Genomic DNA, 25774 nt, shown 5'->3' with positions numbered 1-25774 from the left:
TAGCTGTGCCTTTGTGCGTCTAAGTCCATCCTGGTGCATCGTTGTGTCGTTAGCACTTCGTCTCTAGTGTGCGTCGAGAAATATTTCCACCTATATTTTTAGACATGATATTTCTTTGATATTACTGCAATGTCGGCTCGAGCCTCTTTTATTGCCGTGGGTCTAGGAAAGTATTTTCTGGATCGTATGCCTGAATCGCCCAGGGTTTTGGTGGTTATTTTTGTCTTTTGATCGATTTGTTCTTAGTTCGTTTTGATTCACCGCTATCGCTATCCTTAGAAAGTAGCAACAGGACTACTATTAGGATTAGCCCAAGGCCGGAAGTGGCCAAGGCTAGAGATAAATGGGGCTGTTTGTAGGATGCGTGGATATTGCTTACTCCTGCAGGAATGCTAAAACATATAAATACCCCACATTCTTGGGCAGGCATAGCTTGTGACCCACTCGAACCGCTAGCTGCTTGGTTTGCTATCATCCATCCCTTGGCCCAGGTTTGAGATATTGTAACGACAGTTGGTTTGCTAGCAGAGAACTTGTACGTCATAGAACCATCAAGCTTTATAGATGAAGCGATCAGGCGAGGCATATTCGACGCATTGACAATAGGTGGTGCGGCAAATTCACTTGGATTGGATGGATTTGCAACCGCAGGCATCGTTACTAGAGGAGCGGTGTTTCTTTGGTAGATTTCTAGGCTTCCCAACGTGGTAACTAAATGGTAATGTTGTGGAGTCAGATATTGCGTCAGGGGTGAATTTAGCGTTATATAGCCATTTGCCACTGGAAACGAGATCCCAGCTTCGATGCTTTGGCCAAGATTTCCACTCTTTGGTATGGTTTGCGTTGCCAATACTTGATTGAAGGTCGTCGGTTGATTTAAGGTGTAGGTGTATTGAATAATGCCAGTGGTGCCAATGGCCGATTGTGATGTTAAGCGGCCATAGTGGATCTTCTTCGATCCATTTAGCGAGACTCCGATCGACTTTATAGAACGATCGTAGAGCGTGGTTGAGTTTTCTAGCGATCCTGTGGCAGGATTGAAAACTGCGAAATCTATCAAGATTCGATTGGTTTTGATCGTCTGTCCAACAAAGTTAGACTCGTGCACCGTGGTAAGTGGCGAGTTTGTTAGCCCTGGGGTCATCTGTGATGCATTTGGAATTGTTACGGGATTCGGGCTACCTGTATTGAAGTTATTTAGATATAGCGATCCCGTAGCGACAATGGAAAGCGCGATTGCTTTACCCAACGGCGATACCAATAGCGTGGGATCGAAGCTGGCTTGTTGATGAGACGAAGTGACGGCCTCGTAGTTTCCCAAAGATAGAGATGAGTAGCCCTGAATGCTGGAGATCGAATTGTAGACGTTGAGATTGGGCGTTCCGATCTTTAGGAGGTCGCCGTAGTAGTAAAGGTTGGGGTCATAAAGTCCATAGCGACCATAGCTTTTTTTGACGATGTTGGCAAAAGTTTTGGCGTAGGAGTTGGTTGCCATTATGGTACTAGTCGGAGTATGTTCTCCAAGGTAGCTCTGAAAGGCAAATCCAGCACTATCCAAGATGAAAAGCCCTACCAGAAGCCTCCTTTGGATTACCTTTTTTAATCTCGGGCGCTTTGTGGCAAAGATGCCAATAAAGCCAACTAAGAGAAGGATCTCGAAGAGACTTGACAGGAGGATGGCTTTGAGTGGGTAGTGCGTCCTACCGCCACCGTCAACTGCGGCCACGAATGTCTTGGTGAAGGCTAAAAGAAGTCCGTTGGCCATGGCGATGGCGACTACGAGACCGCCGACGATCCAAAATAGTGTTTTATCGATTCGACGTCTCGCAAAAAGATTACTTAGAGCAGGGACGCTGTAGATGGACAGAAGAAAGTCTAATGCGAAGATGTTTCTTGAAGGAAGTCGCTGGCGATTGTAGATTGGCACATAAAGCATGAGACTTTCTAGCGGAGTAAAAGCCGCTAGCGCCAATAGTGTGGAGATCACAGCTGCTATTGTAAGAATCCGAAGGTACCGCCTAGTTTGTTGCTCCTCGCTTCCAAGATCTATTGCAGGAGAAATGGATCCTGTAGGGATGATGATTCTGAGAAGGGTCCAGATAGCTAGCGCTAAAAAGATAATTCCGATGTAGATGGTGATCTCTTCAAAGACATATGGCCCAAAATAATTGGGTAGGACTGATCCTGGTCCGCCAAAGAGGAAGGGTGCGATAAGGGAGATAAATGAGATGGGATAGAAGGGTCCTGCGGCGGCATAGTTGAAAGGGTGGCTGCCTCTTTGGGATGCTGTGATGAAGGAGTAACCCGGTATCAACTGTGCGCTGGAAAGTAGAATCGCCACTAAAGCTGCAATCGCCAAGAAGGTGACCAGGCGTTTGACTCGTATCTTGAAGGAGATGGCCACCATCAATAGGACCAAAGCCACAAAGATGCCCTCATACAGCATCGCTTCTGGTGCTCCGGAAAGAACCACTAGTGCATATGAGGTGCCAAAGATGACACCTTGCCTCAGTGAATTTTTAGCGCTTGGTTCCTCCGAAAGTCGCAATATTGCACTAACCATGAATGGGAGCATGGCTAGGCCGCCAAGCATATCGAGATGGACGCTTTGCGAGGCAAAGTAGCTCAAAATTGGCGCAAAAAAGGCAACTATTCTTGAGGCTTGAGGGTTGAAATGCAGTCGCTCAAAGAGGCGGAGCATCCCGATTGCGAAGGTGCATTCTAAGATAGAGATAAAGATTATGAAGGCTGGGACTGGGGCAAGGACTAGGTAGAGAACTTCGAGAGGAAAGAAGACTCCAGCGTTGAACCCCGCCAGTAGCGGCGTACCCGACCATGCAAAGATATTCCAGGTTGGTAGGTGCCCACTTCGATAGATCTCACCGGCAAGAAATCTAAGCGGGTTATTTTGCGTTAGGTTATCTGATACGATTACTGGATGGCCCAAAAGGGCAGGCAGACCATTTATAGCTAAATATAAGCCAAGAAGAATAAGCCCAAAGCTAAGGACTCGGTATTGGTCTTGGCGAACACGCAGATAACGCAATTATACGTGTTCCGGTTGCGTTCTGGCTGTTTTGGTATGAGCTAGGACGCTGGTGATGAAGTGCTCTCTAAGGGCAGTCTTTAGCACCACTGCGCTATAGGAAAATGCATATCTGAGATTTTTGCCCTTCTTCGTGACGCCGCCGAAACGGGGTTCCATCACAACTGGAACTTCAGCGAGCTTGCCGCCAGAGATCAATGCACTTATCAGAAGTTCCGAGGACTGGTATTGCGGTTGGTTCAACCGTAGCTCCTTGAGCATCTCTACAGACATTGCCCTGATGCCACTTGACGTATCGGTTACCATTGTCTTTGTTAGAAGACGAATTAACTTCGCAAAGAAGACGACGCCAAAGTCTCTGAATCGATCTCCGACACGCGTTTCGCCGAGACTTCTTGAGCCTTGGGAGATCGTAGCGTTTCGCGTGATGATTGGTTTCATGACGGCTTCAAGGTCTCTTGGGTCCCACTGTCCGTCTGCGTCCACTATGGCTACAACTTCAAAGTCGGCGCTGATGGCTTCTAAGTAACCTGTTCGTAGCGATGCGCCCTGACCCCGGTTTATAGGAGAAGTGATAACATTTAGCCCCAATTGGTTAGCTATGGCTTCTGTCTTGTCGGTAGATCCGTCATTTATGACAACTATCATCGGCCTATGACCATTTATTTCCTCGGGAAGCTTTGAAGCTACATAGGCGAGGGACTCTTCTTCGTTAAAGGCTGGAATAACGATGAGATATGGAGAATGAGTGCCGTTAGGGAGCATCGACGAAAATTGCTGATGCATGATTTGCTCAATTTCATCTCGCTCAACCGCAAGCTTGCCTAGAGTCTTTGGAAATTTCATATACAGATCCGTCCGCCTTCGTAATCTTCCTTTGACCGCCAGATCTTCAGTTTACCTATCTTCAATGGTGTTTCGTATACCGAAAATGAGATGTCAATTGTGAGATATCAGTTACCTTCATCGAAACATTTGAAGCTGAGATATAGTTGTGATTGAATTAGTAATGCAATAAATGCCTGCTCTCTAGTATAGGTGACCCCAAGGCGCTCTCTTTCATGATGCAATGTTACAATGATAGGTTCGCCTAGAAAGCTCCGTGGTCTTTTTGCTGTGAAGGCTGGTTCGATGTGAATGTTTGGGCGATCCAATGGCTAAATCTTTAAATTTTTCCCTTACGGCGATCCAATCTTTAAATTAAATTACATCTTTGTCATTATAGCCCTATTGCGTACATGTAGTATTTGATCATTGTGTAATCACAATATGTTGTGTCTAGAGAGTGATTTGAGGATCGAGGCGGCCATCTCTCGAATAGTGTATTGAGGGTCAACTTTTTCACACTAGTTGCTCGAGTCTTTTGATTTATTGTGAAGAGATTTTGGAGCGATTCTAGAGCCGAGGTGCTAATGCGCATCTCGATGATTGAGTTTTTGGACCCGTTATGGCGCTACGGTGGCATGATTCGTCCATTTGGTTTTTCGTATGATGACCCACGGTTAGTTCGACACTTAGATGACGAAATTGGATTGAAAGGATGAGGGATGTCAACAATTCCACAAAGTTTGAAGCTTGGCATAAAGAGACACTTTACTGAGGCCGGGGTTGATCCTTACTCTTATGTGCTTTGGGAGAATCGAGACTCAAAGATCTCGAACTATCGAGACGGTTCGGTTGCCTTCGAGCAGAAAAATGTGGAGGTTCCAGCTTTTTGGTCCATTAATGCCACCAATATTTTGGCCCAAAAGTATTTTAGAGGAACCCTAGGAACCCCAGAGCGAGAGCAGAGTCTGCGCCAAGTCGTAGATCGAATCGTCGATACGATCACTGCTTGGGGTCGCAAGGATGGCTATTTTAGTGATGATGAATCAGCCATGACCTTCAGTGATGAATTGAAGTTTGCGCTTGTAAACCAAATGGTTGCCTTCAATTCGCCTGTATGGTTCAATATTGGCGTTCAAGGGGTGCCTCAGCAAGCTTCAGCCTGCTTTATTTTAGCGGTAGACGACGATATGAATGGAATCCTCAACTGGTACGCCGAAGAGGGCGTTATCTTCAAAGGTGGTTCAGGCGCAGGAATAAATCTCTCTCGAATTCGATCCTCCAAGGAGCATCTCAAAGGCGGCGGAACCGCCTCTGGTCCAGTTTCGTTTATGCGTGGGGCCGATGCTTCTGCTGGAACTATTAAATCCGGCGGTAAGACTCGTCGGGCAGCCAAGATGGTGATCTTGGACGTTGATCATCCCGACATTGAAGAGTTCGTATGGTGTAAGGCTATAGAAGAACACAAGGCGCGGGCCCTAAAGGCTGCTGGTTTTGATATGGATTTGGACGGTAAGGATTCGTTTTCAATTCAATACCAAAATGCAAATAATTCAGTACGTCTTACCGATGACTTTATGGACGCTGTAGTTGAAGATCGAGAGTGGAACCTTAAGGCGGTGACTACTGGTGAGGTCGTAAAGACGATGGCCGCACGCGATCTATTTAGGCAGATCTCCAAGGCTGCTTGGGAGTGTGCCGATCCAGGAGTGCAATACGATACGACTATCAATCGCTGGCATACCGCCCCTAACTATGGCCGTATAAGTGGCTCTAATCCATGCTCGGAATACTTGCACGTGGATAATTCGGCATGCAACTTGGCAAGTTTGAACCTAATGAAGTTTTTGCGCCATGATAACAGTTACGATCTTGAGAGTTTCTTGCACATCGCAACCTTAACCTTCATCGCACAGGATATCCTCGTTGGAAATGCAGATTATCCAACTGATAAGATCGCTGAGAATTCGCGACGTTTTCGACAGCTAGGGATAGGCTATGCAAATCTTGGCGCACTGCTAATGACACTCGGTTTCCCATATGATTCAGATCCAGCAAGGGCTTATGCGGGAGCTATTACTGCGATTCTTACAGGGAACTCCTATTTGACTTCGACCCGCATGGCTAGAACACTCGGATCCTTTGCAGGCTTTGCAGACGATAAAGATGCGATGCTTCGGGTTCTTTCAATGCACCTTGACGCGGTTGAGAAGATCGACTCGTCACATGTTCCTCAACCTTTGATGGATGCCGCTAGGTCAATATGGAAGGAGACAACCGAGCTAGCCCAAGTATATGGAGTTCGAAATGCTCAAGCTTCTGTTCTGGCTCCAACTGGGACCATCGGTCTCTTGATGGATTGCGACACTACTGGAGTTGAACCAGATCTTGGTCTTGTCAAGATGAAGAAGCTAGTTGGCGGTGGAACGATGTCGATCGTTAATCAGGGTGTTAGTCGTGCCCTTCACCAACTTGGATATTCGACCTCGGTTGCAGATGGAATCGTCAAGTACATTAATGAGAATGGAACGATCGTGGGAGCTCCCGGTCTGGACCCTCAAGATCTTCCAGTCTTTGCCTGTTCGATGGGGGATAACACAATTCACTATCTAGGACATGTGAAGATGATGGCGGCAATACAACCATTTATCTCTGGTGCTATCTCTAAGACGGTGAATCTTCCAGAGGATGCAACTTTAGAGGAGATCGAATCCCTTTATATAGATGCTTGGAAGATGGGTGTCAAGGCGGTCGCTATCTATCGTGATAACTGCAAAGTGGCACAGCCGCTATCCACTTCCAAGAAGTCAGATAATGAAACCATCATTGAGGAGATCGATCCGTTGTCAAACGATCGAAGCGCCCTAGAAACTCGAATTGCGCAATTGGAGATTGCAGCATCAAAGGCGCCTGGAGTTCGCCAGCCTGTGCGCGAACGTCTACCACGTCGGCGCCGCTCATCTACCTTTGCTTTTAGAGTTGCTGACTGCGAAGGTTACGTTACGGTCGGTGAATATGACGACGGTAGGCCCGGTGAGGTTTTCATGAAGGTCTCTAAGCAAGGTTCGACACTTGCCGGAATCATGGATGCTTTTTCAATCTCTGTAAGTCTTGGTCTTCAACATGGTGTGCCATTGGCAACCTTTGTTAGAAAATATACGAATATGAGATTCGAGCCAGCCGGAATGACCGATGACCCAGAACTTCGAATTGCCTCTTCTCTGGTGGACTATATCTTTCGACGTTTAGCGATCGACTATCTCTCTTTTGACGAGAGGACGGATCTGGGTATCATGACCTCCGGTGAGAGAATGCAACCTAGCCTTTTCCCCAATGTTGAAGATGTTGACTTTAGCTACGGCGCGACCGGAGGATCATCGTCTGGAGCGGAGCAGATCTCTAAGGAAAAAGATACACCACAGCTGATATCTAGAACTGCGGGCCTTGATGCTCCATATTGTTATCAGTGCGGAAACGCTATGCAGCGAGCTGGATCATGTTATGTCTGCACAAGCTGTGGTACAACGAGCGGATGCTCCTGAGTCGAAAGATGCGGCGGTTTGGTCGTGGGTTTGATCGGTAGCACGATCGAGACTATGACCAATAGCAGTTCATAAGCGGCTATACAGTTAACAAGATACAATAAAAGACAGGCTCTTCCTCGGTGGCGCGTGACCATTGAGATCTAGAGCTTGTCGTTTTATGTGCACAAATATGTGGCTCTTTTGATTGAACAACCATTTAGAAGTAAGGATCTCCGTGGCTAAAGAGTCAGCTCGGGTATCTGATGGCACGAAAAGTTGGATTAGGGGTCTCTTTGTTGGGAGTGCGATCTTGAATTAAAGTTGACTGCTCTGGCAGCTGGCCACTCGCCATGGGGTGAATATCGCTTCAGCTATAAAGAGTGCTTCGTGTGGGCCTGTGAACTAATCGTAATTGTGAGATTAAAAGGTTTTTTATATAATAGGGCAGTCTTGGTCTGGATTCTGACTTTTAGCAATGCAGGAGTAGCGAGAGCTATTCGGTGGGGTGTCGGATGGCGGTAATGGTGCTCTTTGGTGGTGCTGGGGTTTGTGATCACTAAGCCACCTTCCAATGGACTAGAATAGTGGTTAACTCAAGAAAGAGGTGATTTCTTATGAAAGAACCACGTCAAGAAGTTCAAGAGACGGTTACCGTTGTGGGTCATACAACTCAAAAGCGACAGGAGGTCCTTGTCCCTCGTCGACAGGGTGTCCCGACTAAAACTATAATTCCTAGGGTAATTAGATACGTGACCGGCGTCTTGTTGGTCGTTCTAGGATTGCGATTTGTCTTAGCACTACTCGGTGCTAATCCTACTAATGCATTTGCCAATTTCATCTATTCAGCTAGTCATCCGTTTGTCTCGCCATTCTTTAGCCTGTTTGGTTATTCCATTCACTACGGTGTATCTCAATTTGAGATGTTTACATTAGTGGCGATGGCAATATATGCCTTAATAGCCTACGGTTTAGTGAAATTGGTAACAATCACAAGATAGAAGTGGTTGGTTGCCCGGATCATCTGGTACGACCTTTCACCTCGCTATGTTTTCTGGCTCCCAGCGCTCATTTTGGGTAATTTGGGGGCTAGAAATATTTAAAGATAGCGACCATCCAAGGCGGTCAATTGAGTCATTTGCGGGTCATAAAAGCAGCAATGACGGGTGGATCTAGCTCTATAGGTAACGAGATTGTGCTGATGACAAAAGAGCCTAAACCATGTGGGGTCTTTAGCTAGTCGATGGGACCGAAGGTTCTAACTCATCTCAGTTTAGGGAGCTCATAGTCGCTCAAGGAGCCTTGGCACCCTGGTGATCTTGGTGTTGATAGCAATGGACAATTAACGCGCGAGGTCGCAAAATGTATTTTCGTGAAGGAGTGGTAAGCCCGTTAGCGAAGGTTTTCATACTTATCAACTTTCGTAAGTTTCGCCTCCACCGAGACCAGATTGGAGCTAATCCATAGTAGAACAGATGCTCAATAAAGCTGTCTAGGTAGATATCTCAGGCTTTATGGTACGCTTCCGCGTCGCAAGAAGCATGTGAAGATCATTTGATCAAATGGCTTATGCTATGAGGGGTTTAGATGTCCAAAGTGTAACTTCGATCAATTTACTTTAGTAAGGCCAAATCATTTCAAGAAATGCAGCGTTTCGAGCTCCACTGTTTCAATGTAAATCTTTTCACCGCCAAACTAGCGTTACCTCCGGAACTATCTTTCATCGAAGTCATATCTCTTTTTCCTAGTGGTTTTCTGCTATCTATCTATTGTCCAACGACAAGCGTGGTCTTTCAGCTACTACCTCCCCCAGCCATCAGAGCCCTTGCTAAATTCGTTCAAGTATCTTATTCAACTGGATGGTTGATGCTAAATAAGCTACCTAAGGCAATGGCTGAGCGAAATGGTTTATACAAACTTGGAGGAAACATACAGGTAGATGAGTTCTTTTTGGGTGGTGAGAGTCATGGTGAAGGCTAAAGAGGAAAGGGAACCCCTAGCCCTCAGAGTCCGTGCCGAAAAATCTACTACAGTCATATATAGGGCGAGGATAGAGGAGTCATGAAAAAGGTATACCCAATAAAATAGAAGAAACGAGTGCTGAGGAAGCTCTTAGAGCTTGGCGATGGTGGAAATGCGCAGAGGGTGCTATTACCGAGCTTTCTAATGCTGAAGAAATTCCACTCAATACGCTCTACACCCAGAACGCGTCACTGAAGCGAACTGGTGCCATTGGCAAGTTCTCCGCATCTGCGAATCCGTCGCTTACGCTTTCGTTCAAGGCAAAGTACGAGAGAAGTTGTTAGAACTGAATCCATATAAACATATTCATGCGTTGCCTAATGGCCGTTGCCATTAGGCAACGCAAGGCAAGACTGAGGACCCAGTTGCTATCTCGGATGGACTTGCTGGAGAAGCCTCAGCCGTCGAGATTACGGAGGTTAAAAAGGGCAGATGCGGTTTGCTCATCCACAACCAGATCAGTGACTAAGCGTCCGGCGATCGCTGCCTTGAGCCCCCTCGCCTTATGCGCCCCAGAGACGACGCACAGCCTCCGCGCCGCCTTGCGGATGACCTCCGGCGGTGGGCCGCTTGAACGCGCGTTGAGCGGGATGCTGTCAGCGCTTCCATCGCTGCGCAGAAAGTGCGTGGCAATATCGCCGACCACCTGGTATCGGGTTATCGTATCAAGGTCTGCTTTCTCAAGAAATCCCCCCGAATAGACATGGCTTGGTAGCCCACCTTGTACAGCGCCAACACTAAAGATCAAAACATCGGATCGCTCTTGGAGCTTAAGGATACGAATAATGCTGCGTTCCCGCCAGAGCGCCTCTTTCGTCTCGGCGAAATCAAAGAAGGTCGGAACGGGAAATTGCTGGACCCGAGCGTCTAGCGCCGTTCCAAAGCGCCCGAGGATATCGCTGGCGTAGTCGATTCCTGTGGTAAATGTATTCCCAGCACCGTTGAGTTGCACCACGATCGACCTGCGGGTGGCCTTTCGCGTGAGGTGCTTACTGATCGCGGCAATAGTGGTGCCCCAGGCCACACCGATGACCATGTCTGATTCGCACAGCGAGGTAAACAGCCAAGCGGCCGAACGAGCTACCTGATCTAAAACTTCGACTTCGGTCGTGTTCTGGAGCACCGGGACTACTTGAGCTTCGATACTGTAGCTTTCGCGTAGTCGGTATTCAAGTTCGCTTGCCTGGGCATTTGGAGTATGCAGGCGGAACTCTATTAGTCCTTCCGCTTTCGCCATCGCGAGTAGTCGGGAAATCGTCGATCGGGAAGTGCCCATATCCTCAGCGATCTCTTGCATCGTCCTGTCCTGGACGTAGTACTGGCGTGCCGCTCTGAGAGCGTCGGTTAACTTCTGATTGTTCACCATCTCGTTATATCACCTAATGAACGTATCTGTCCATGGCAAATCGAACATTGAAAAAGAAACTGCAATTATGTGCAAAATCCTTGACACTTTGTGCAAATTGAGGTAAGTTGTGATTAGCAGCCGACTGGGGGGTCAGGTAATTGTGAGTAGCCGACGTACTTTACGCGTATTCATCCCATGACGGGGCATGTCCGAGATTCAAAGGGCAGAGCGATATGGCGCCGCCCAAGACACCTGGGCGTGATCGATACCCGCGCAGGAGTTTCACTTCTGCCCGCCTCTGCCACCCGGGCAGCCGGATCAGCGGTGTTCGACGACTGTGTCGATCGGCAGCGATCGATGTGGGCCAGAGCTGGCCGAGTTCGGGCCATTGCCGTTTCGATCTCGGCTAAGTGGAAATCGCTTTCCGACGTTCACATCGAAGTCCTAGACCGTTATCGGGCCAGCTCGGATCCTCACGCTCAATTGGGTGTTGTTGGATCGGAGCGAGGCGAAAAGCATTCGAGAACGATCAGATGCATTGTAAAGAAGGGGGTCTTCAAACCAAATAAAGATGGGTCTGTCAGGTAGCGCCAGTCATTGTACAAACCGCAGCGCGATGGTGAGGTTTCTGACAGTCCTCGTCGCTCAGGTTTGTTCGCAATGCTGGCTCTAAGCAAACAGGTGCCGGCGAGAAGCCGCATAGGGAGAAAATGAGGAGGCAAGTATGACAGAAACAAATGATTCGTCTAACAACAACCCCGGTACCGAGGTATCCGCACAGGGGTCAAAACAACCAGCACAGACGGTTCGAAAACGGCGATGGACGACGCGTAGCGCCCTGCTAGGTGCTGTACTCCTGATCGTGGTCGGTGGGTTGGTCGCCAATACTGCGCAGACGTCTGGTGGCAAGGTCCGGATTGTTGACGTTCACTATCCGACAGCGTCCGGTCTAATCGAGGCTGGCCTGCTCTACGTCCCGCCTAACGCAACAGCCAAGACCCCGGCATGTGGAGTTGTCGCAATCCATGGATATATCAATTCTCATGACACCATGGATGGTGTTGCGGTGGAGATGGCTCGGCGTGGTTGCGTAGTGCTGGCTGCGGACCAAACCGGTCACGATACCTCGCAAGGCCCAGCTTTTGCCGACGCTTATGGCGGTCCAGCAAGCTTAGCATTTCTGAATTCGCTTCCGATCGTCAAGAAGGGTGATATCGGGCTAGTGGGACATTCGATGGGGGGCTGGGCGTCGGTCCTGGCTGCAGGCCTCAGTCCCAAGGGCAGCTATCGTTCAGTTGACCTCTTGAGTTCGTCCACCAGCACCCCGGGACTCGAGCCCCTGCCTGGTACGCCGACGTTCCCGCGAAATATCGAGGTCGTCGAGGCAAAGTATTCCGAGTTCTCCCAGCTCATGTGGGCCGTACCTAAAGGTTCCCTGATACCAGACTCTCCTCGTCTCATGGCGCTCTTTGGGACAAAGTCCCCAGTAGTGCCGGGCAAGGTATATGGCTCGATTGCCGCAGGAACAGGGCGTGAGCTCTTTCTCCAATCGACAACTCACCCTGGGATCACATTTGATCCAGCGGTAATTTCGCACGTGGTAAGTTGGGAACAAGCAACTCTCACCGGAGTCAGCCCACTCTCCAATTCAAATCAGATCTGGCTTTGGGATGAAATTGGAACCTTCCTTGCTCTTATTGGAGTTGGCCTCTTCCTCTTCGGAGCCGCGGGAGAACTCCTCAGACTGGACTACTTCGCAGGGATCATCCGAAAGCTGCCGCCAAGTCGCTCGTTGACGGGCCGCGGATGGTGGCTTGGAGCACTGATTTTCGCTATTCTCGGACCGCTTACCTTCTTCGACTTTCAAACTTGGGGCGAGAACACCTTCAAGGCAGGCCCGTTCTTTCCGGAGAATATCCCTACTGGAGTGATCGTCTGGGCAATCGGTGACATCATAATTGGTCTGGTGCTGTTCCTCATCTGGCACTTCACTACGCACTCTGATAAGCGAGGCGACCTCCATAGCTACGGCTTAGCGGAGCCGAACTTGAAGATCGAGTGGCCAATGATTGCAAAGACAGTGGTCTTTGGTCTAGCTACGGTCGTTGTGACCTATATACCGGTCTACTTCTTCCATTGGGCATTTAACTCTGACGTTAGGCTGTGGATCTTCAATATCAAGCGCGTCGATTACACTCACGCAAAGATTGGACTCGACTACGTCTTGTTCTTTGCCCTGTACTTCATCGGGCTTTCGGTGATCATTTTCGGCCAATTACGACCGCGCTCACACTCGCTCGCAGGGTTTATGGCCAAGACGATAGGTCTCTTGGTGATCGGCTTTGCGGTCTTCATCGCTTTAGAATACGGAGTATTGTTTGCCACCGGTGAACTGCTGACCTCAAGTCAACCGCTGTTGGCGATTGTCGCGTTCCAGTTCATCCCGCTATATCTCCTTATCGGTGCAATCCTCGGATACTTCTTCTACAAAACCGGGCGGATCTACTCCGGTGTGGTGGTCGCTTCGCTGTTTGTCACAGCGATCGTGGTCGCTGGGACGGCCACCCAGGGAGTCGTATGGTAGGAGACTAACGGACCGCTCACCGATCCGTCAAAAGCGTTCCCCTCAACGTCGCTGGTTTCTCCTGCGACGTTGAGGCACCAACGGCGGCTTTCGAAGGTCGACAGCCTAAGGAGTACCGAATCCGACAAAGGCGTGTCCGCAGTGGAATCGATGCAGTGACTCGTGAATTCACCGTCGGAGGTGTTGAGGCGCAAGATTGGGTGTCGGGCGCCTCTAGCCGATCTTCGAAGTTTGAGGTCACCCATTAAAAGTAGACACTGACTTAAGCAGTTTTTGCTCTTACTTCTAAGGCTAACTCATAATTGACTGGTGAGATGTTCTTAGGTCTTCGAATGTCGCCGTTTGCTGTTGTAAAAATTCATTTACCACTTTATTCCAGCTCTTAATTCAGAGATGTCTTTGAAGACATGTCTCAAGAAGTATTCATGCTTGAAGACCGACCAGAAGGATTCAGCACTGGCGTGATTGTAACAGGATCCCATTTGCGCCATGGAGCGAATGATTCCATTTTCTTTACAGAGAGGTTCTGTGCGACGATCTAAGAATTGGCTTTCTCGATCGCTACGGAACACCGCTCCTCGGCAATTGCTACCTCTGGTATTAATTGCCTGACCTAGAGCTTCTAGCACTATCTCGAGCCTCATATTTTCATAAGACGCTATTGGAAGGCTCCCATTTAATTGATCCGCTACTAATGTGAGCTTTGTATCCATAATGTAGATGGAGGAAATTATTGTGAAGTCCAAAAGGCATACCCGTTCTACTCAAGGTAAGCAGGGCGCAGGTGCGCAAGAAGATCGCCGAAGGGGATAAGATGCTAAATGACGGTGCAACCATAAGTGAAGTTGCCGCTTTGCCATAAAAGCCCTAAGGCGCTGCACTTACCGAGACGACCTGGCACCGATGGAAGAGTACCTACGCTGCATTGAAGGGAACCAAAGTAAAGCTTACTCAAGGAACTTGAATCTAAAGAACCGTCGTCTAAAGAGCATCGTTGTCGACCTAGCTCTTGATGTCTCAATGGCCAAGGAGGTGACGATAAGAAACTTCTAACCCCGAATCGTCGTCGCATAGTAGTTCGCAAACTACAGATACGATTCGGGGTTTCTAAAGAGACGAGCCTGCAAAGTAGCAGGTCAAAATCGTTCTACGCAGCGTACCGTAGCACCTGAACGCAAAAGTGCAGATCTAGACGGTCGTCTCATTCGTGCTCCTCCCTGTTATGGCATCAGATACAACATTATGCACTCTGACCCAACTTATTAGATGCATCATTATTGCATCTAACTGACTACAGGTGTTATATATCCATTCCCACCAGCGCTTTGGTGCGCGATGGACAAACTCCTATAGAACTGCTCAAAACTGTTTTCCCAGGTGGGAACCAATCACGAACCATGCTGAATAATGCATCAGACCTAACATTGCTCATTTTTCGCAAGCGATAGTTGGAATGTGGAAAACGCTTCGCGTTTACGCACAATCCAACGATCTTCGCCCACAGGCTCTTTCAACCAGCTACTACTACTAATTAACAAAAGGCTCTATGGGTTTCCCTTAGAGCCGCTAACCCCTAAAAACAACCCTATCCAAAAATCACATTAATTTTGGACCATTAAATGGGGACCCGCCACATCGTTGCCCTTATGGCATAGTGAAGGCCAAGGATTCGCCAGATCTCTTGGTAGACAAGGTCGCGGGATTGTGGGTCTTGAGCTCCTCAAAGAGCGACTTTATCCGCCAGCGTTGACTATAAGTGCTCCTAGGTGCGATGCTGGGGCCAGATTAGGATTCGTGATTGATGTGAAAAGACGGTAGGAGGTATCTGGGTTGTTGCATTGGGGGCTTTATTCGAACGTGCCTTCGATCACTCGAAGCTGAATCGAGTTTAGTCTATTTCGATCTTGGTGGTGATAGATATTGCCAAGATAAGATCCATCGGCTAATTCAACTACAGTTTCAATTTCATGATTGGCACTAGCTTCAAATAGCAGCTCAGAACCCGTCTCAAGAGCTTGTTCCCAAAGGCCATAGCTAAAGAAATCCCGATCAGGCTAGCATAAAATTTCTGGCGTAAGAACCCCAATGATCTCACGAAGTGCCATTTGTTCAGATTGTGAAGATGGTTCCGGAAGAGCAGCTATTACCGCACACGCGCCGCATTTGCCAATAGCGGTTATACGAGCATTGGCATAGACTGCCTCATCAGATTGAGTTGGTGGCTTTGAAAAATTTGCCGTATTTTCTGGAGATTCAAATACGTCCAGAGTGGTGGAATCGATGGCAATTAGGGCCCAGGTTTAATTAGAAGGTTCCTTTTGTTTGGATGATGGCAAGGAGCTTGGCAACTCTTTTGTAGAGTTCTGCCATCGGGGCACTACCAAGTTTCACCCGCGCTTTGTATATACCAGCCTTGGACTGGACCTGCCAAGAATCACTAAAGGTGCCCTGCCATGCTAAACCTTGAGTGAGATGACGCATTACTTCTTCGCAAGAAGCTTGAGGGAACGTTGCCATGGATGGCTATTACTTAACAAGTAACCATGCGAGCGGGCATTAAGCGCACTCGTTGTTCTAATTTATCCGTCTCGTTGAGGATATCGTCGATCAGATCTTTAATAAACGTCCTCGTGAGAACACCGATTGAAATGTGATCAGCGAGTAGTGCATTATCTGGTTGTCTTCTCCACCCGGGTCTTGGCATCTCTATCTCCCGGCGCAGTAATAGCACGCCACTTTTGTTAAGCACGCGATATTTTGATTTGGCTTTTGGGGGTAAGTATTTTAAATTCTCTATTTCTTATTAGCAGCACTTGTTCGAAGTCAGCAATCTACCTGGACGGCTCCTACAATTTCGATCCATTGTGGCGTGAGTTTGCGTCCATAGCGTGGATTCGTGAGTTTTTCGGGAAGTTCGATGGTCCTTTTTAGAAGATGTTCCAGAAAGATCGGCAAGTGTTTCAAGATGGCCAACAAGGATTTACCTATTGCGCAAAGGTTGAAGAAATAGAACTCGATCGATCATCATGTGAAAACTATGGTTGGTCTTTAAATAGGGACAACCTTTTGGTGAGCGATCTCTCTTTCTTGGCCGATTTGGCTAAAGCTGCGGTCTGATTGAGCCAAATCGGCCTTTGAGGGATTGTCTGAGCTATACCTTTCTAAATAGTCGTTCGTATCGAGGAAGGTCGCTACTTTATCTAGCCTTTTCGACTCCTATAAGGGGTATTGATAGCGCTGGAAAGTTGTCCGAGATTAATGCCCGGTCCAAGATTGACGGTGAGGATTTTATCCAGCGAGGTAATTGATCTTTAAAGCTTTAGAAGTTGTACCTTTTGGTGCAGCGAGGGTCGCTTTGATCTTATCTTTGGCCATCTGAGTCAAATTGGGTTAGGTAGTTGGCTAGCCCCGATTGCGTGATGCGAAAGATAACGTCGGGTATCACTTCGTCCGCAATCTTGAGGGCATCTTCGAATTGGAACCACTCAACCTCTTGACTCTCACCAGGAGGAGGAGTCGGTTCGGTGTCTTGACCCAGAAGGAGATACCTGATGTCCAAATGGTAATGATCAAAAGCATCGTGGCAGGAGAGATTGAAGAGCAGTGGGCCGTTTGATGGATGGATCACTGTCAGTCCAGTCTCCTCTTTTGCCTCTCGGATGACGCAATCCCAAGGACTCTCGCCGTTATCGATGTGGCCGCCCGGCTGAATCCATTTTTGGAGTTTTTTGTGCCGATGCAAAATTATGCCTCTGGGGCCAATTATTATCGCCGATGCCGTGCAATGGCGCGGATCGGCGTAGCGATCAAAGATATTTCGTCGCTTTTCGGCTTCTTCTAGGATTATGTGCTGGGCGTTTTTCTCTTGGTTGGTAATGGGCTCAAAGTCGACGATAGATTGGAGCCAAATTTCATACCAGGGCATTGCTGGCGATCTCCTTTTGTTTTGAAACCTTTTACGGGTCTCTACGGCGGCTAATAGTTCAGAGTGCAAACTCGGTTGATGGATCCTCATTATGCTACAACAATATGGCTAGCTATCATGAGAGGCTGAATTCGAGGATATGTCTTTGAAAATCCACGGTTTGCTAATGCATTTTACTAATTCATTAGGAGCTTTTACTGCAAGCAGCCATTGAAAAGATTTAGGATGAAAACTGCGAGGTGAGCAAAACCATCTTCCTGTGGATCCTTATCAATATTGGCCGATAGGGCTATTTGGCCGATGAATTGTTGGAATTACCCGGAGGCTATCTGATTTTTATGGCCCTTGGTGAAATGGATGGATGGACTCCAAGTGGCTGTTTTGATCGCCTCTTTGATTCGAAAGATCGTCGTCTTTGTTTTATAGCTTCAATAAGGTGGACTTGTGAATATCCGCCTCGTTTAGATGCATTTCGGAGCTTCAGGAAAATTCCAAATCAATTGACGTGTAGCACTCTGATCGTATGATCTGTTGTCTGGTGCGACCACTAGAATCTCTGTTCAATGTAAAAGATAGGTTTCATGGGTCGTTTGCCCGATAGGTTGGGCAATTGGTCAATATTTTATCAATTGGTCAACGCCTAATAAGGAAGCGACAATTAGAGATGATTCCACCACTATCTGTCTGGGGTTACTTTTGTGGCAGACTTGGATGGGCAAGTATCGCTTTGACCATCTCTTAGTGCTGTTCATTTTTTGGCATGTAGTGGTTGAAGCTTATTAAACCCTCGTCTAGCGCATGGTTGTCGTGTGCGGATTTTCATGTAATTTTTTTGATAGGAGTGCGTTTTGGGTACGCCTGAAGACCTAATTGTTCAAGCGTCGCAACGTCGACGTACCTTTGCTATTATTAGCCACCCTGACGCTGGCAAAACTACGCTGACGGAAAAGTTTCTCCTTTATTCGGGGCAGATATCTCAAGCGGGGGCAGTAAAAGCTCGCTCTGGTGGGCGAGCAGCGGTCTCTGACTGGATGGCCATGGAGCAACAGCGAGGGATTTCAATTACCTCTACTGTCTTGCAATTTAGCTATCGCGATCACGTTATTAATCTTTTGGATACTCCTGGACACCGTGACTTCTCTGAAGATACCTATCGAGTACTTTCTGCAGTCGATGCCGCAGTGATGGTTTTAGATGTCGCCAAAGGGATTGAACCTCAGACTCTCAAGCTCTTTGAAGTTTGTCGAACACGGGAGGTGCCAATAATCACCTTTTTGAACAAACTAGATCGGCCCGGGCTCGATCCACTTGAGGTTTTGGATCAGATCGAATCAAAGATCGGGGTTCGACCTACGCCGATTACTTGGCCTGTTGGTATTCCAGGGGATTTCCGAGGTGTGATCGATCGTAGAAGTGGCAACTTTATCAGATTTTCTCGAACTGCTCACGGTGCCCAGGAGGCTCTAGAAGAAGAGATTGATCCAACGGCCGCAAGTCACCAGGAAGGTGAAAATTGGAAGCAGGCGGTAGACGGCGTGTCATTGCTTGACGAAGTAGGGGCGACCTACGATAAGAAGTCTTTCTTGGCCGGTCAATCTAGTCCTGTATTTGTGGGATCGGCGCTTACTAATTTCGGAGTCCGTCACCTTTTGGATGCAATTGTGGATCTAGCTCCCGCTCCGAGTGATCGACATGATCTAGATGGGAATTTGCGGCCAATAGAGAGTGAGTTTTCGGGATTTGTCTTTAAGATTCAGGCGAATATGGACCCATCTCACAGAGATCATTTGGCCTTCGTGCGCGTCTGTTCCGGTAAATTTCAACGTGGAATGGGAGTTACCCATGCGGAAAGCGGTCGTATACTTTCTACCAAGTATGCGACCTCGGTCTTTGGATCGGACCGTGACACCGTCGAAGAGGCATTTCCGGGAGATGTAGTAGGGCTAGTAAACTCCAACGAATTGCGGATTGGTGACACACTCTATGTGGGTGATCGAGTTGAATTTCCACCTATTCCGACTTTTGTGCCTGAGCTTTTTGCGCTAGCTAGGGCGCGCGACACTGGACGCTTTAAACAATTTAGAAAGGGCATCGAGCAACTTGAAAAGGAGGGAGTGGTACAGGTCCTCTTTGATCCTTCTGGAGATCCCACGCCTATGGTTGCCGCAATTGGTGAGATGCAATTCGACGTCTTTTCTCATCGTATGCATTTCGAATTTGGTGCTGAAGTCGAACTGACTCGCACCTCCCACAAGGTCGCTCGGCGAACTGACCAAGCAACGGCCAGTGAACTCGGAGGACTTGGCGGTGTTCGTGTGAGAGTTCGTCGCGATGGCACCCTTTTAGCACTCTTTGAAAGTCCCTACTGGCTTGCACGGCTCCAGAATGATCACCCTACGTGGAAACTCGACGACCTTATCGCATGAGAGTGCCATTTCAAATAGTTCAAATGGCTAAGTTGAGATAGTCTTTTGATGGATGCCAAAGGGCGCTGATTAAAAGAGCGACCTGTTTTGATTAAAACGAAGTTCGTCAGAGAATTGTGGTCTTTGTCGGATCAATCACCGAGAAATGATAAAGCAACTTTCTGATTTGGCTATCTGGCAATAATCTAAGATCATAAAGATGCGGCCTTTGGATTTAGTTGATTTAGGGTTTTTGAATTTTACGGGTGACGCGGTTATCATCTCTGGGCGTCGTAGATTTTTCGCTTGATGTGCGGTTTGATCGATGACTCCGAGAGTGAGAGATAGGTTCAAGAGAGTCGCTCGTGTGACGCCTTTTACGGCTTATTTGAGCTTGTTCTTTTCCGCAAAGGCAGCAGTTGCAATATAAATCTCGTTTGCTCATTACGATGATCGGGAAGTTTTTCTTGTGCTATTTTTCGTTGGCTGAGCCCCTTTTCGAGTGCCCATAGCGATAGTCGATACTTAAGCCGGGTGATTGTCCTCTGGAATACGAGTCAAACGAAGGACTATCGGTACGGTTTTGTTAAGTGAGATTTTCAGATGCGATCCTTTTGATGGCTGATTTTATGGAGCGGCCTACCAAGTGGGTTGGCTTTGATGGCGACAATGGTATATGGCTCACAAAGCTGTCCGACGTAGAATGCCGAATTCATTTATCTGTTTTTGCTCTCTGATTGGCAGTTTATGGATCAATTGGAATCTGATTTGGCCCGTTTTCATGCCAAGAGTTAACTTTGTATTTCCCAAATGGTGTCAAAATCTTCAACTTGAAACAGCTAGCCTTGTTTGGACAAAGCAAGCGAATGGAAGTGTCATTAGTACTATCGGAGCAAGTAACCCACAAAAAACCGCGATCGCCCTCCTTGGCGCTCGTACCGTACGCGAAGTGGCATTTGGATTCATCTCAATTACTCTGCCATTTTATTGGCAGAGTAAAGGGCTTTCTATCTTTTCGATCGGTGTTTTGTATAGTGCTGCATTGATTGGTTCGGCATTGATAACGCTACTCTTAGGGCGTTATATCGATGTCATTGGACGTAAGCGAATTCTCATCGTCAGCAGTCTTCTTTGGGCGGTAGTCACTCCTTTTTTGGCCTTTACTCAGGATATATATCTCTTATGTTTGATAATGGTCTTTGGCAGCGTATCGCCAACTGGTAAAGAGATAGGAATCTATCAGGGTGTGGAGCAAGCCATGCTTGCAAAGCTATTCGCGGGTCACAATCGAACGAAGATCTACGCATGGTTCAATCTTGTTGGATATGGTGCAGTGGCGCTGGGAGCCTTACTCGCTGCGCTAGTGGGAATTGGTTCGGTTGGCTCGGGCCAAAAGAACACTTTCATTTGGGTGGCCATCGCCTATGCGTTTGCCGGGGTAATCCAGCTGGTTATCTATTTTCTTGTTGACGATGTCGTAGAGCAAAAGCACGAAAAGCCCATCGATGAAAAAAGTGGATATCGGCCACAAAAAAGCGTAAGGACGCTGGTCTATCAACTCTCGGCTCTTTTTGCCTTGGATTCTTTTGCGGCAGGGTTAGTCGTACAATCTTTGATCGTCTATTGGTTTCGAGTAAATTTCCATACGGATTTAACTCAGTTAGGGTTGATCTTTTTTGGTACCAATATGCTTTCAGCGCTCTCGTCGCTCGCCGCCGCTAAGGTGGCCTCCAAGATCGGTCTTTTGAATACGATGGTCTTTACTCATTTACCATCGAACATCCTCCTGATATTGGTTCCCTTTATGCCAAATGCCACACTTGCAGTGGCGATGCTTTTGGCGAGGCATATGCTCTCTCAGATGGATGTCCCGACGCGAGCAGCTTATTCAATGGCGATGGTCTCGCCCGATGATCGAGGATATCTAGCGGCATGGACCAATGGAGCCCGAAGTTTTGGAACGGGAGTTACCCCAATATTGGCGGGTTTGATGCTGTCGGTTTCGCTGAGTGGCATACCGTTCGTTGCGGCTGGAGGGCTAAAGGTAATCTACGATATCTCGCTATATTTTCGTTTTAAACGGGTTCCAATCGACTTCGCTAACGAGTCTTAGGTCGATTTCCTAAGTCGATTCCTGTGCAAGATGGTAATCGTCTCCGTTCAATGGACCATAGATCGATCTGGTGGCCACCTGTGGCGTTTGTGTTATTCGGTAAATATTAAGTCCATTTCTGTTGGAGAACCGAAAATGGTGAGCTTTGGCGATGAACATCGGTGGTCTTGGACATGTTGACGATGTCGATTTGAAGATGCCGACCAAAGTTACTTTTGGCGAAACTTAGGTGCCAAAGCAAGAGCGGTTGAGCCAAATAAAAGACTTATGGATCCATTTTGGTTGGATAAGACGATTTGATCTGGTACCTTTCGATCGGGCCTTGAGGCGCTATATTGCCTTGCAAGGTTGTCGGTCCTGATCTTGGGTGTAGATTTGGTCTGAAGTTTAGGGATTATTCCGGGACGCTAAATGGCAGAGCCTTTTTCATCAGGAGTGAGGTCTCTTGCGAACGAGTCGAAGGGGAGGCCGCGAGATGGTTGATGACATTTAATTGATCGATTTCGTCTTTATTTTGACTGAGTTTGAACTTGGCTTCAACTTTGGTCACCACAATCTCAAAGGCGACCACGGCCTCTAGCATCTTTGATTGTATCGGTGAATCGAAGTCACTTCGCCATGGCTCTATTGATGAGGACTCATGGCGATCGGTAAGCTTATCCAGGACTTCGCGTTTTTCGCCTCGGTCGTGAATTATGGTGGGTTTGCCATAGATGTGCACTACCGAGTAGTTCCAGGTTGGAACGCTCTCGAGGTGGTACCAGGATGGCGAGACATAGGAATTCGGTCCACTAAAGACAACTATTGCCTCATCGATATCTTCTAGCTCTCGCCATTGTGGATTTGCTTTAGCGAAATGGCCCAGTAGCCTTCCGTGTTGAGCGTATTCGCGTTCAAAAAGAAAGGGGAGGTGACTGAGTGAAACTTTTGATTCCGAGGTTGTGATCAGGAGCCCAAGTGGAAATAAATCTATTAATTCGAAGATGAGATCTCCATTATCCTGTTTGAATTCTTTTGGTGTATACATCTGGTCTTCCTTCGAATGCGAAGTCTTGCTTGTTATCTAAGTAACAATAGCCGATGGCAAACCAGAGTTTTATATTTCGACTTAGTATCGGTTCTAATACTATGGCTATTTTTCGCCTTCCACTTGTTTGGCATCTCCTCTAGCATGCCGAGTAGTTGTGAGTTGGCTTGTAATGCTCGACGATTAACTAAGTTCGGACAATCTTCGCGCTCCGACGGAGCGCTATCATATTTCCATGAATTACAACCATGTTGCGCATCCTCGCTTAGTCGACCGGAAGAATACCAAGCCCGTAAAAGTCTCCGATAATGCGGTTGGCTTCAACGGTAAATTGGCTATGCGGATTACCAAGATTGTGGGTTCGATGTGGTGTGCCTACGCCTTTGGCCTGTTTGATCTCCTGAGCCTTCCATCTGCAATGCGAACTGGGATTCAAGCTATCGTAGCATGGGTCGCTCAGACCTTTTTGCAGCTGGTCTTATTGTCTATCATTATGGTAGGACAGAACCTACAAAGTGCGGCATCAGATCGAAGGGCTGAACAAACCTATAACGATGCCGAGATGATATTGCATGAATGTTTAGAGCTGCATCGACACCTCGACGCTCAAGACCAGACGCTCAAAGATTTGATCAAAAGAATTGAACTCAATGGCTCCTCGCCCACAAATTGATCTACTTCATGCGTGTCTTCGAGCCTGCGGTTGGGGTGCTATCGTATGAATCCAATCATAAGTACAATGCTAGATAATTTGTTTCTATTTTAGGTTGTCTGTCTCTGTGATTGGTCTCAATTCATATCTGTTGGAGACTTTTCTGATCTGGAATGTTTGGCCTACCTGGGGAGATAGGTAATATTTAACTTGGTGCTCTTGACTTTGTTGAATAAAAATGAGATAGTTACTTTGTTGAGTAACGTAAGGATCTCAATATGCACAGGTCAAATAAAATTGTATCGCTATCTCATATAATCGAAATTCATTTTACAAATCAATCTATGCAGTTTTCACGTAAGATTGCGGATAGATTGCCTATCGAATGGACGAAACGGCACCACTTCAATGGTTCCGCGGTGCCTAGCTTACTTAGTGGGCACGTTTTGCAGCGGGCTGTTGCAACTGGGACTCGGTCTTACAAGGCCCGTAAACATAGGCTTTTACCCTTTTATCGAACTGATTTATTTTATGTAATCGCTCAATTATAAAGGATTGGAAAAGGCTCATGTACCAACGCAGACTTCAAATAAACTCCCCAGTTGATGTTCCGATAGTTATCTACCATAACTTCTTGAAAGTTGCACCCGCCCACGCTTTTTTGGCTCTAACCGATCCGTCTTATATAGAGATATGGGGAGATACCATCGGCTACAAGGTGGCTCTTTTTAATATCGATCTTTCGGTTGGGGGTCGTTACGACATTGCCTATAGCGACCCCAGTGGCATTCTTCGCCAAGCATCGGGAGAGATCTTAGAGTTTCAGCCGCCGCGTTGTTTGGTTTTTACACGCGAATTGGACGTAAAGAGTGGGGAAGAGACCTTAGAAACATTGATTTTTGACTCCATGGATGGTGGCACTTATCTTACTGGTATCTCGAGGTATCCTTCGATCGAGGTTCGTGATCGCATAGCCAACGTATCATTTATGAGCTTTGTGGCTAATGCATTTGAGTGCCTAGATGAAGTGGTGGGTGATAGTTGGGTTGTCGAAAACCTCAGTGTATAGGGATTTGTAGGTAAGATACATCTATTGGACAACTCAATTGCTTAGATCGAGTTACTGATTTATTTCATCTGGATGAGTTCGCAGACGGATAGCCTTGAATCAGTTCGAGCCTCATTCAGCCAGTGGTGGGCGGGTAGGATTCTGAGGAAACTCTACATAATTTTCCTTCGGCTGGCGAATTATTTTATTCCATATAATGGTTATTCAATAGGCTACGGCGTTCCCAGGGGGCTATTGTTTTGGCCTTGGTTAGGTGGCTTTATTTACATAATTCGATTTTTGAAAATCTGTTAATGGGAACTTAGCCCGGTTTTGATTGGAGGATTCCCGGAAAAGGCGAAGCGGCATTCCCTGATTATGGAAACCTTTGGCCAGATTGGCACTAAGCTTTAGTTAAGTTCGCTCTCTTTGGGCAGGGCAAGTTACTGATCTTGAACGTTTGGATGAAAATTAAACTGACTTCTCATGTTTTTTTGACTTCTCAACTTTTTCCGCATGTGTAGCTGTCCCGATGATTTTTAGCCTTGAACGAATCACTACTTGACGGGGTGGTCTGGTGGAATTTGCAAGCTCTGTAATAGATGGACGTCGTCTGGTTATTGTTGACGGTGCTATCACGGTCTTAGGTAGCCATGGCTCACGATGGTTGACTCATAGGGCGGTTGATCAACTCTTAGGATTACCAGAGGGATCAACCTCAAATTATTACAGGACTCGCCAAGCACTAGAGGCCGCGATCTTTGTGAGAGTTTGCGAGGTGGATATCATCTCAATTCGCATGGTACACGAAAAGGCTTCCCTCTATCCTTCCGACGGGCAGGGAGCGATGGCTATATTTCGCGATCTCTTGTCTTTAACTTCTACAACCCAAGAGGGAATTTTGCGACAACGGGCTCGTCTCGAGGTTTTTTTGGCGGCTACTAATCGCCCGAATCTCTTTGAATTGGTCAATATCCACAGACGTGAGATGCGAGAGGCACTTGGTAAGGTTCTTGAGGCTGTTGGCCTCCCTTTGAGCGCATCCAAGTTACTTGCTCTAGAGGCTTTCACTCAAGGTTTAATTGTTGATGCGTGTCTTCACCATCCAAAGCCCGAGCCCCTGGTGCTAGATGAAGCGCTAAGTTGCTATGGTGAATTTTTTGGCGCATTGTAGGACCACTAGATGCCTGGCCTACGAGAAAAAACTGACCTGCCTTGGCATGAGCGGAGTGGATGGGACTGATCGCTGGACGCTTGG

At 47.4% G+C, this 25774-nt stretch carries 16 protein-coding genes and 1 pseudogene; 10 read left to right on the top strand and 7 right to left on the bottom strand.

Features of this window, described 5'->3' with window-relative positions; translation table 11 throughout:
• Positions 1 to 214: 214 nt before the first annotated feature.
• Both AXFE_RS09275 and AXFE_RS09270 read right to left on the bottom strand, forming a co-directional pair.
• Positions 215 to 3046 carry a glycosyltransferase family protein gene (locus AXFE_RS09275; RefSeq protein WP_052605585.1) on the bottom strand — a complete coding sequence of 944 codons (2832 nt, stop codon included), beginning with the start codon at positions 3044 to 3046 and terminating at the stop codon, positions 215 to 217.
• Positions 3047 to 3892, bottom strand: a complete 846-nt coding sequence (locus tag AXFE_RS09270) for a glycosyltransferase family 2 protein (RefSeq protein ID WP_052605584.1) — start codon at positions 3890 to 3892, stop codon at positions 3047 to 3049.
• 701 nt (positions 3893 to 4593) lie between these two features.
• On the opposite strand from AXFE_RS09270, the gene AXFE_RS09260 reads away from it, so the two are divergent.
• From AXFE_RS09260 to AXFE_RS09250, 3 genes and pseudogenes are all read left to right on the top strand, one after another.
• A complete protein-coding gene (locus AXFE_RS09260) occupies positions 4594 to 7413 on the top strand; it encodes a vitamin B12-dependent ribonucleotide reductase (RefSeq protein ID WP_052605582.1) in 2820 nt (939 codons plus the stop codon).
• A 596-nt stretch (positions 7414 to 8009) separates the two neighbouring features.
• Complete coding sequence (locus AXFE_RS09255) at positions 8010 to 8393, top strand: YggT family protein (RefSeq protein WP_082058625.1); 384 nt, start codon at positions 8010 to 8012, stop codon at positions 8391 to 8393.
• Positions 8394 to 8906: 513 nt separating this feature from the next.
• Positions 8907 to 9369: pseudogene (locus AXFE_RS09250) on the top strand (IS1595-like element ISAxf1 family transposase); the annotation flags it as partial.
• Between the two features lie 442 nt (positions 9370 to 9811).
• Here AXFE_RS09250 and AXFE_RS09245 read toward each other — a convergent pair.
• Positions 9812 to 10780 (bottom strand): sugar-binding transcriptional regulator, encoded by a 969-nt coding sequence (locus AXFE_RS09245; protein ID WP_052605580.1) that lies wholly within the window; start codon positions 10778 to 10780, stop codon positions 9812 to 9814.
• Positions 10781 to 10957: 177 nt separating this feature from the next.
• On the opposite strand from AXFE_RS09245, the gene AXFE_RS09240 reads away from it, so the two are divergent.
• Together AXFE_RS09240 and AXFE_RS09235 are read left to right on the top strand one after the other, a co-directional pair.
• A complete protein-coding gene (locus AXFE_RS09240) occupies positions 10958 to 11350 on the top strand; it encodes a hypothetical protein (protein ID WP_152625993.1) in 393 nt (130 codons plus the stop codon).
• Between the two features lie 136 nt (positions 11351 to 11486).
• On the top strand, positions 11487 to 13346 hold the full coding sequence (locus AXFE_RS09235) for a dienelactone hydrolase family protein (protein ID WP_052605578.1): 1860 nt from the start codon (positions 11487 to 11489) through the stop codon (positions 13344 to 13346).
• Positions 13347 to 15650: 2304 nt separating this feature from the next.
• Here the strand turns inward: AXFE_RS09235 and AXFE_RS21465 are convergent.
• The 3 genes from AXFE_RS21465 to AXFE_RS09220 all read right to left on the bottom strand — a co-directional run bounded on the left by AXFE_RS21465 (position 15651) and on the right by AXFE_RS09220 (position 17271).
• Entirely contained in the window at positions 15651 to 15863 is a 213-nt protein-coding gene (locus AXFE_RS21465) for a transposase domain-containing protein (RefSeq protein WP_052605576.1), read from the bottom strand.
• A 13-nt stretch (positions 15864 to 15876) separates the two neighbouring features.
• The gene (locus tag AXFE_RS21460; protein ID WP_152625991.1) at positions 15877 to 16050 is read right to left on the bottom strand and encodes a transposase domain-containing protein; all 174 of its coding nucleotides are present in this window, start codon (positions 16048 to 16050) and stop codon (positions 15877 to 15879) included.
• Positions 16051 to 16707: 657 nt separating this feature from the next.
• Entirely contained in the window at positions 16708 to 17271 is a 564-nt protein-coding gene (locus AXFE_RS09220) for an NUDIX hydrolase (protein WP_052605575.1), read from the bottom strand.
• A gap of 848 nt (positions 17272 to 18119) precedes the next feature.
• Between AXFE_RS09220 and AXFE_RS09210 the strand changes: the two genes are divergently transcribed.
• Complete coding sequence (locus AXFE_RS09210) at positions 18120 to 19697, top strand: peptide chain release factor 3 (protein WP_052605573.1); 1578 nt, start codon at positions 18120 to 18122, stop codon at positions 19695 to 19697.
• Between the two features lie 760 nt (positions 19698 to 20457).
• Positions 20458 to 21789, top strand: coding sequence for an MFS transporter (locus AXFE_RS09205; protein WP_052605572.1), 1332 nt, complete (start codon positions 20458 to 20460; stop codon positions 21787 to 21789).
• Positions 21790 to 22183: 394 nt separating this feature from the next.
• Here AXFE_RS09205 and AXFE_RS09200 read toward each other — a convergent pair whose 3' ends face one another.
• On the bottom strand, positions 22184 to 22816 hold the full coding sequence (locus AXFE_RS09200; RefSeq protein ID WP_052605571.1) for an FMN-binding negative transcriptional regulator: 633 nt from the start codon (positions 22814 to 22816) through the stop codon (positions 22184 to 22186).
• A 235-nt stretch (positions 22817 to 23051) separates the two neighbouring features.
• Here AXFE_RS09200 and AXFE_RS09195 point away from each other — a divergent pair, with 235 nt between their 5' ends.
• The 3 genes from AXFE_RS09195 (at position 23052) to AXFE_RS09185 (ending at position 25690) form a co-directional block, all read left to right on the top strand.
• Entirely contained in the window at positions 23052 to 23489 is a 438-nt protein-coding gene (locus AXFE_RS09195; RefSeq protein WP_052605570.1) for a DUF1003 domain-containing protein, read from the top strand.
• 547 nt (positions 23490 to 24036) lie between these two features.
• Positions 24037 to 24537: an SRPBCC family protein gene (locus AXFE_RS09190; RefSeq protein ID WP_052605569.1), complete on the top strand. Its 501-nt coding sequence runs from the start codon at positions 24037 to 24039 to the stop codon at positions 24535 to 24537.
• 556 nt (positions 24538 to 25093) lie between these two features.
• Entirely contained in the window at positions 25094 to 25690 is a 597-nt protein-coding gene (locus AXFE_RS09185; RefSeq protein ID WP_052605568.1) for a TetR/AcrR family transcriptional regulator, read from the top strand.
• Positions 25691 to 25774 lie beyond the last annotated feature (84 nt).

Origin of the sequence: Acidithrix ferrooxidans (genome assembly GCF_000949295.1) — a bacterium.
GTDB lineage: Bacteria > Actinomycetota > Acidimicrobiia > Acidimicrobiales > Acidimicrobiaceae > Acidithrix > Acidithrix ferrooxidans.
The sequence above is the reverse complement of the archived record's forward strand: the minus strand, read 5'-3'. Positions and strand labels throughout refer to the sequence as shown.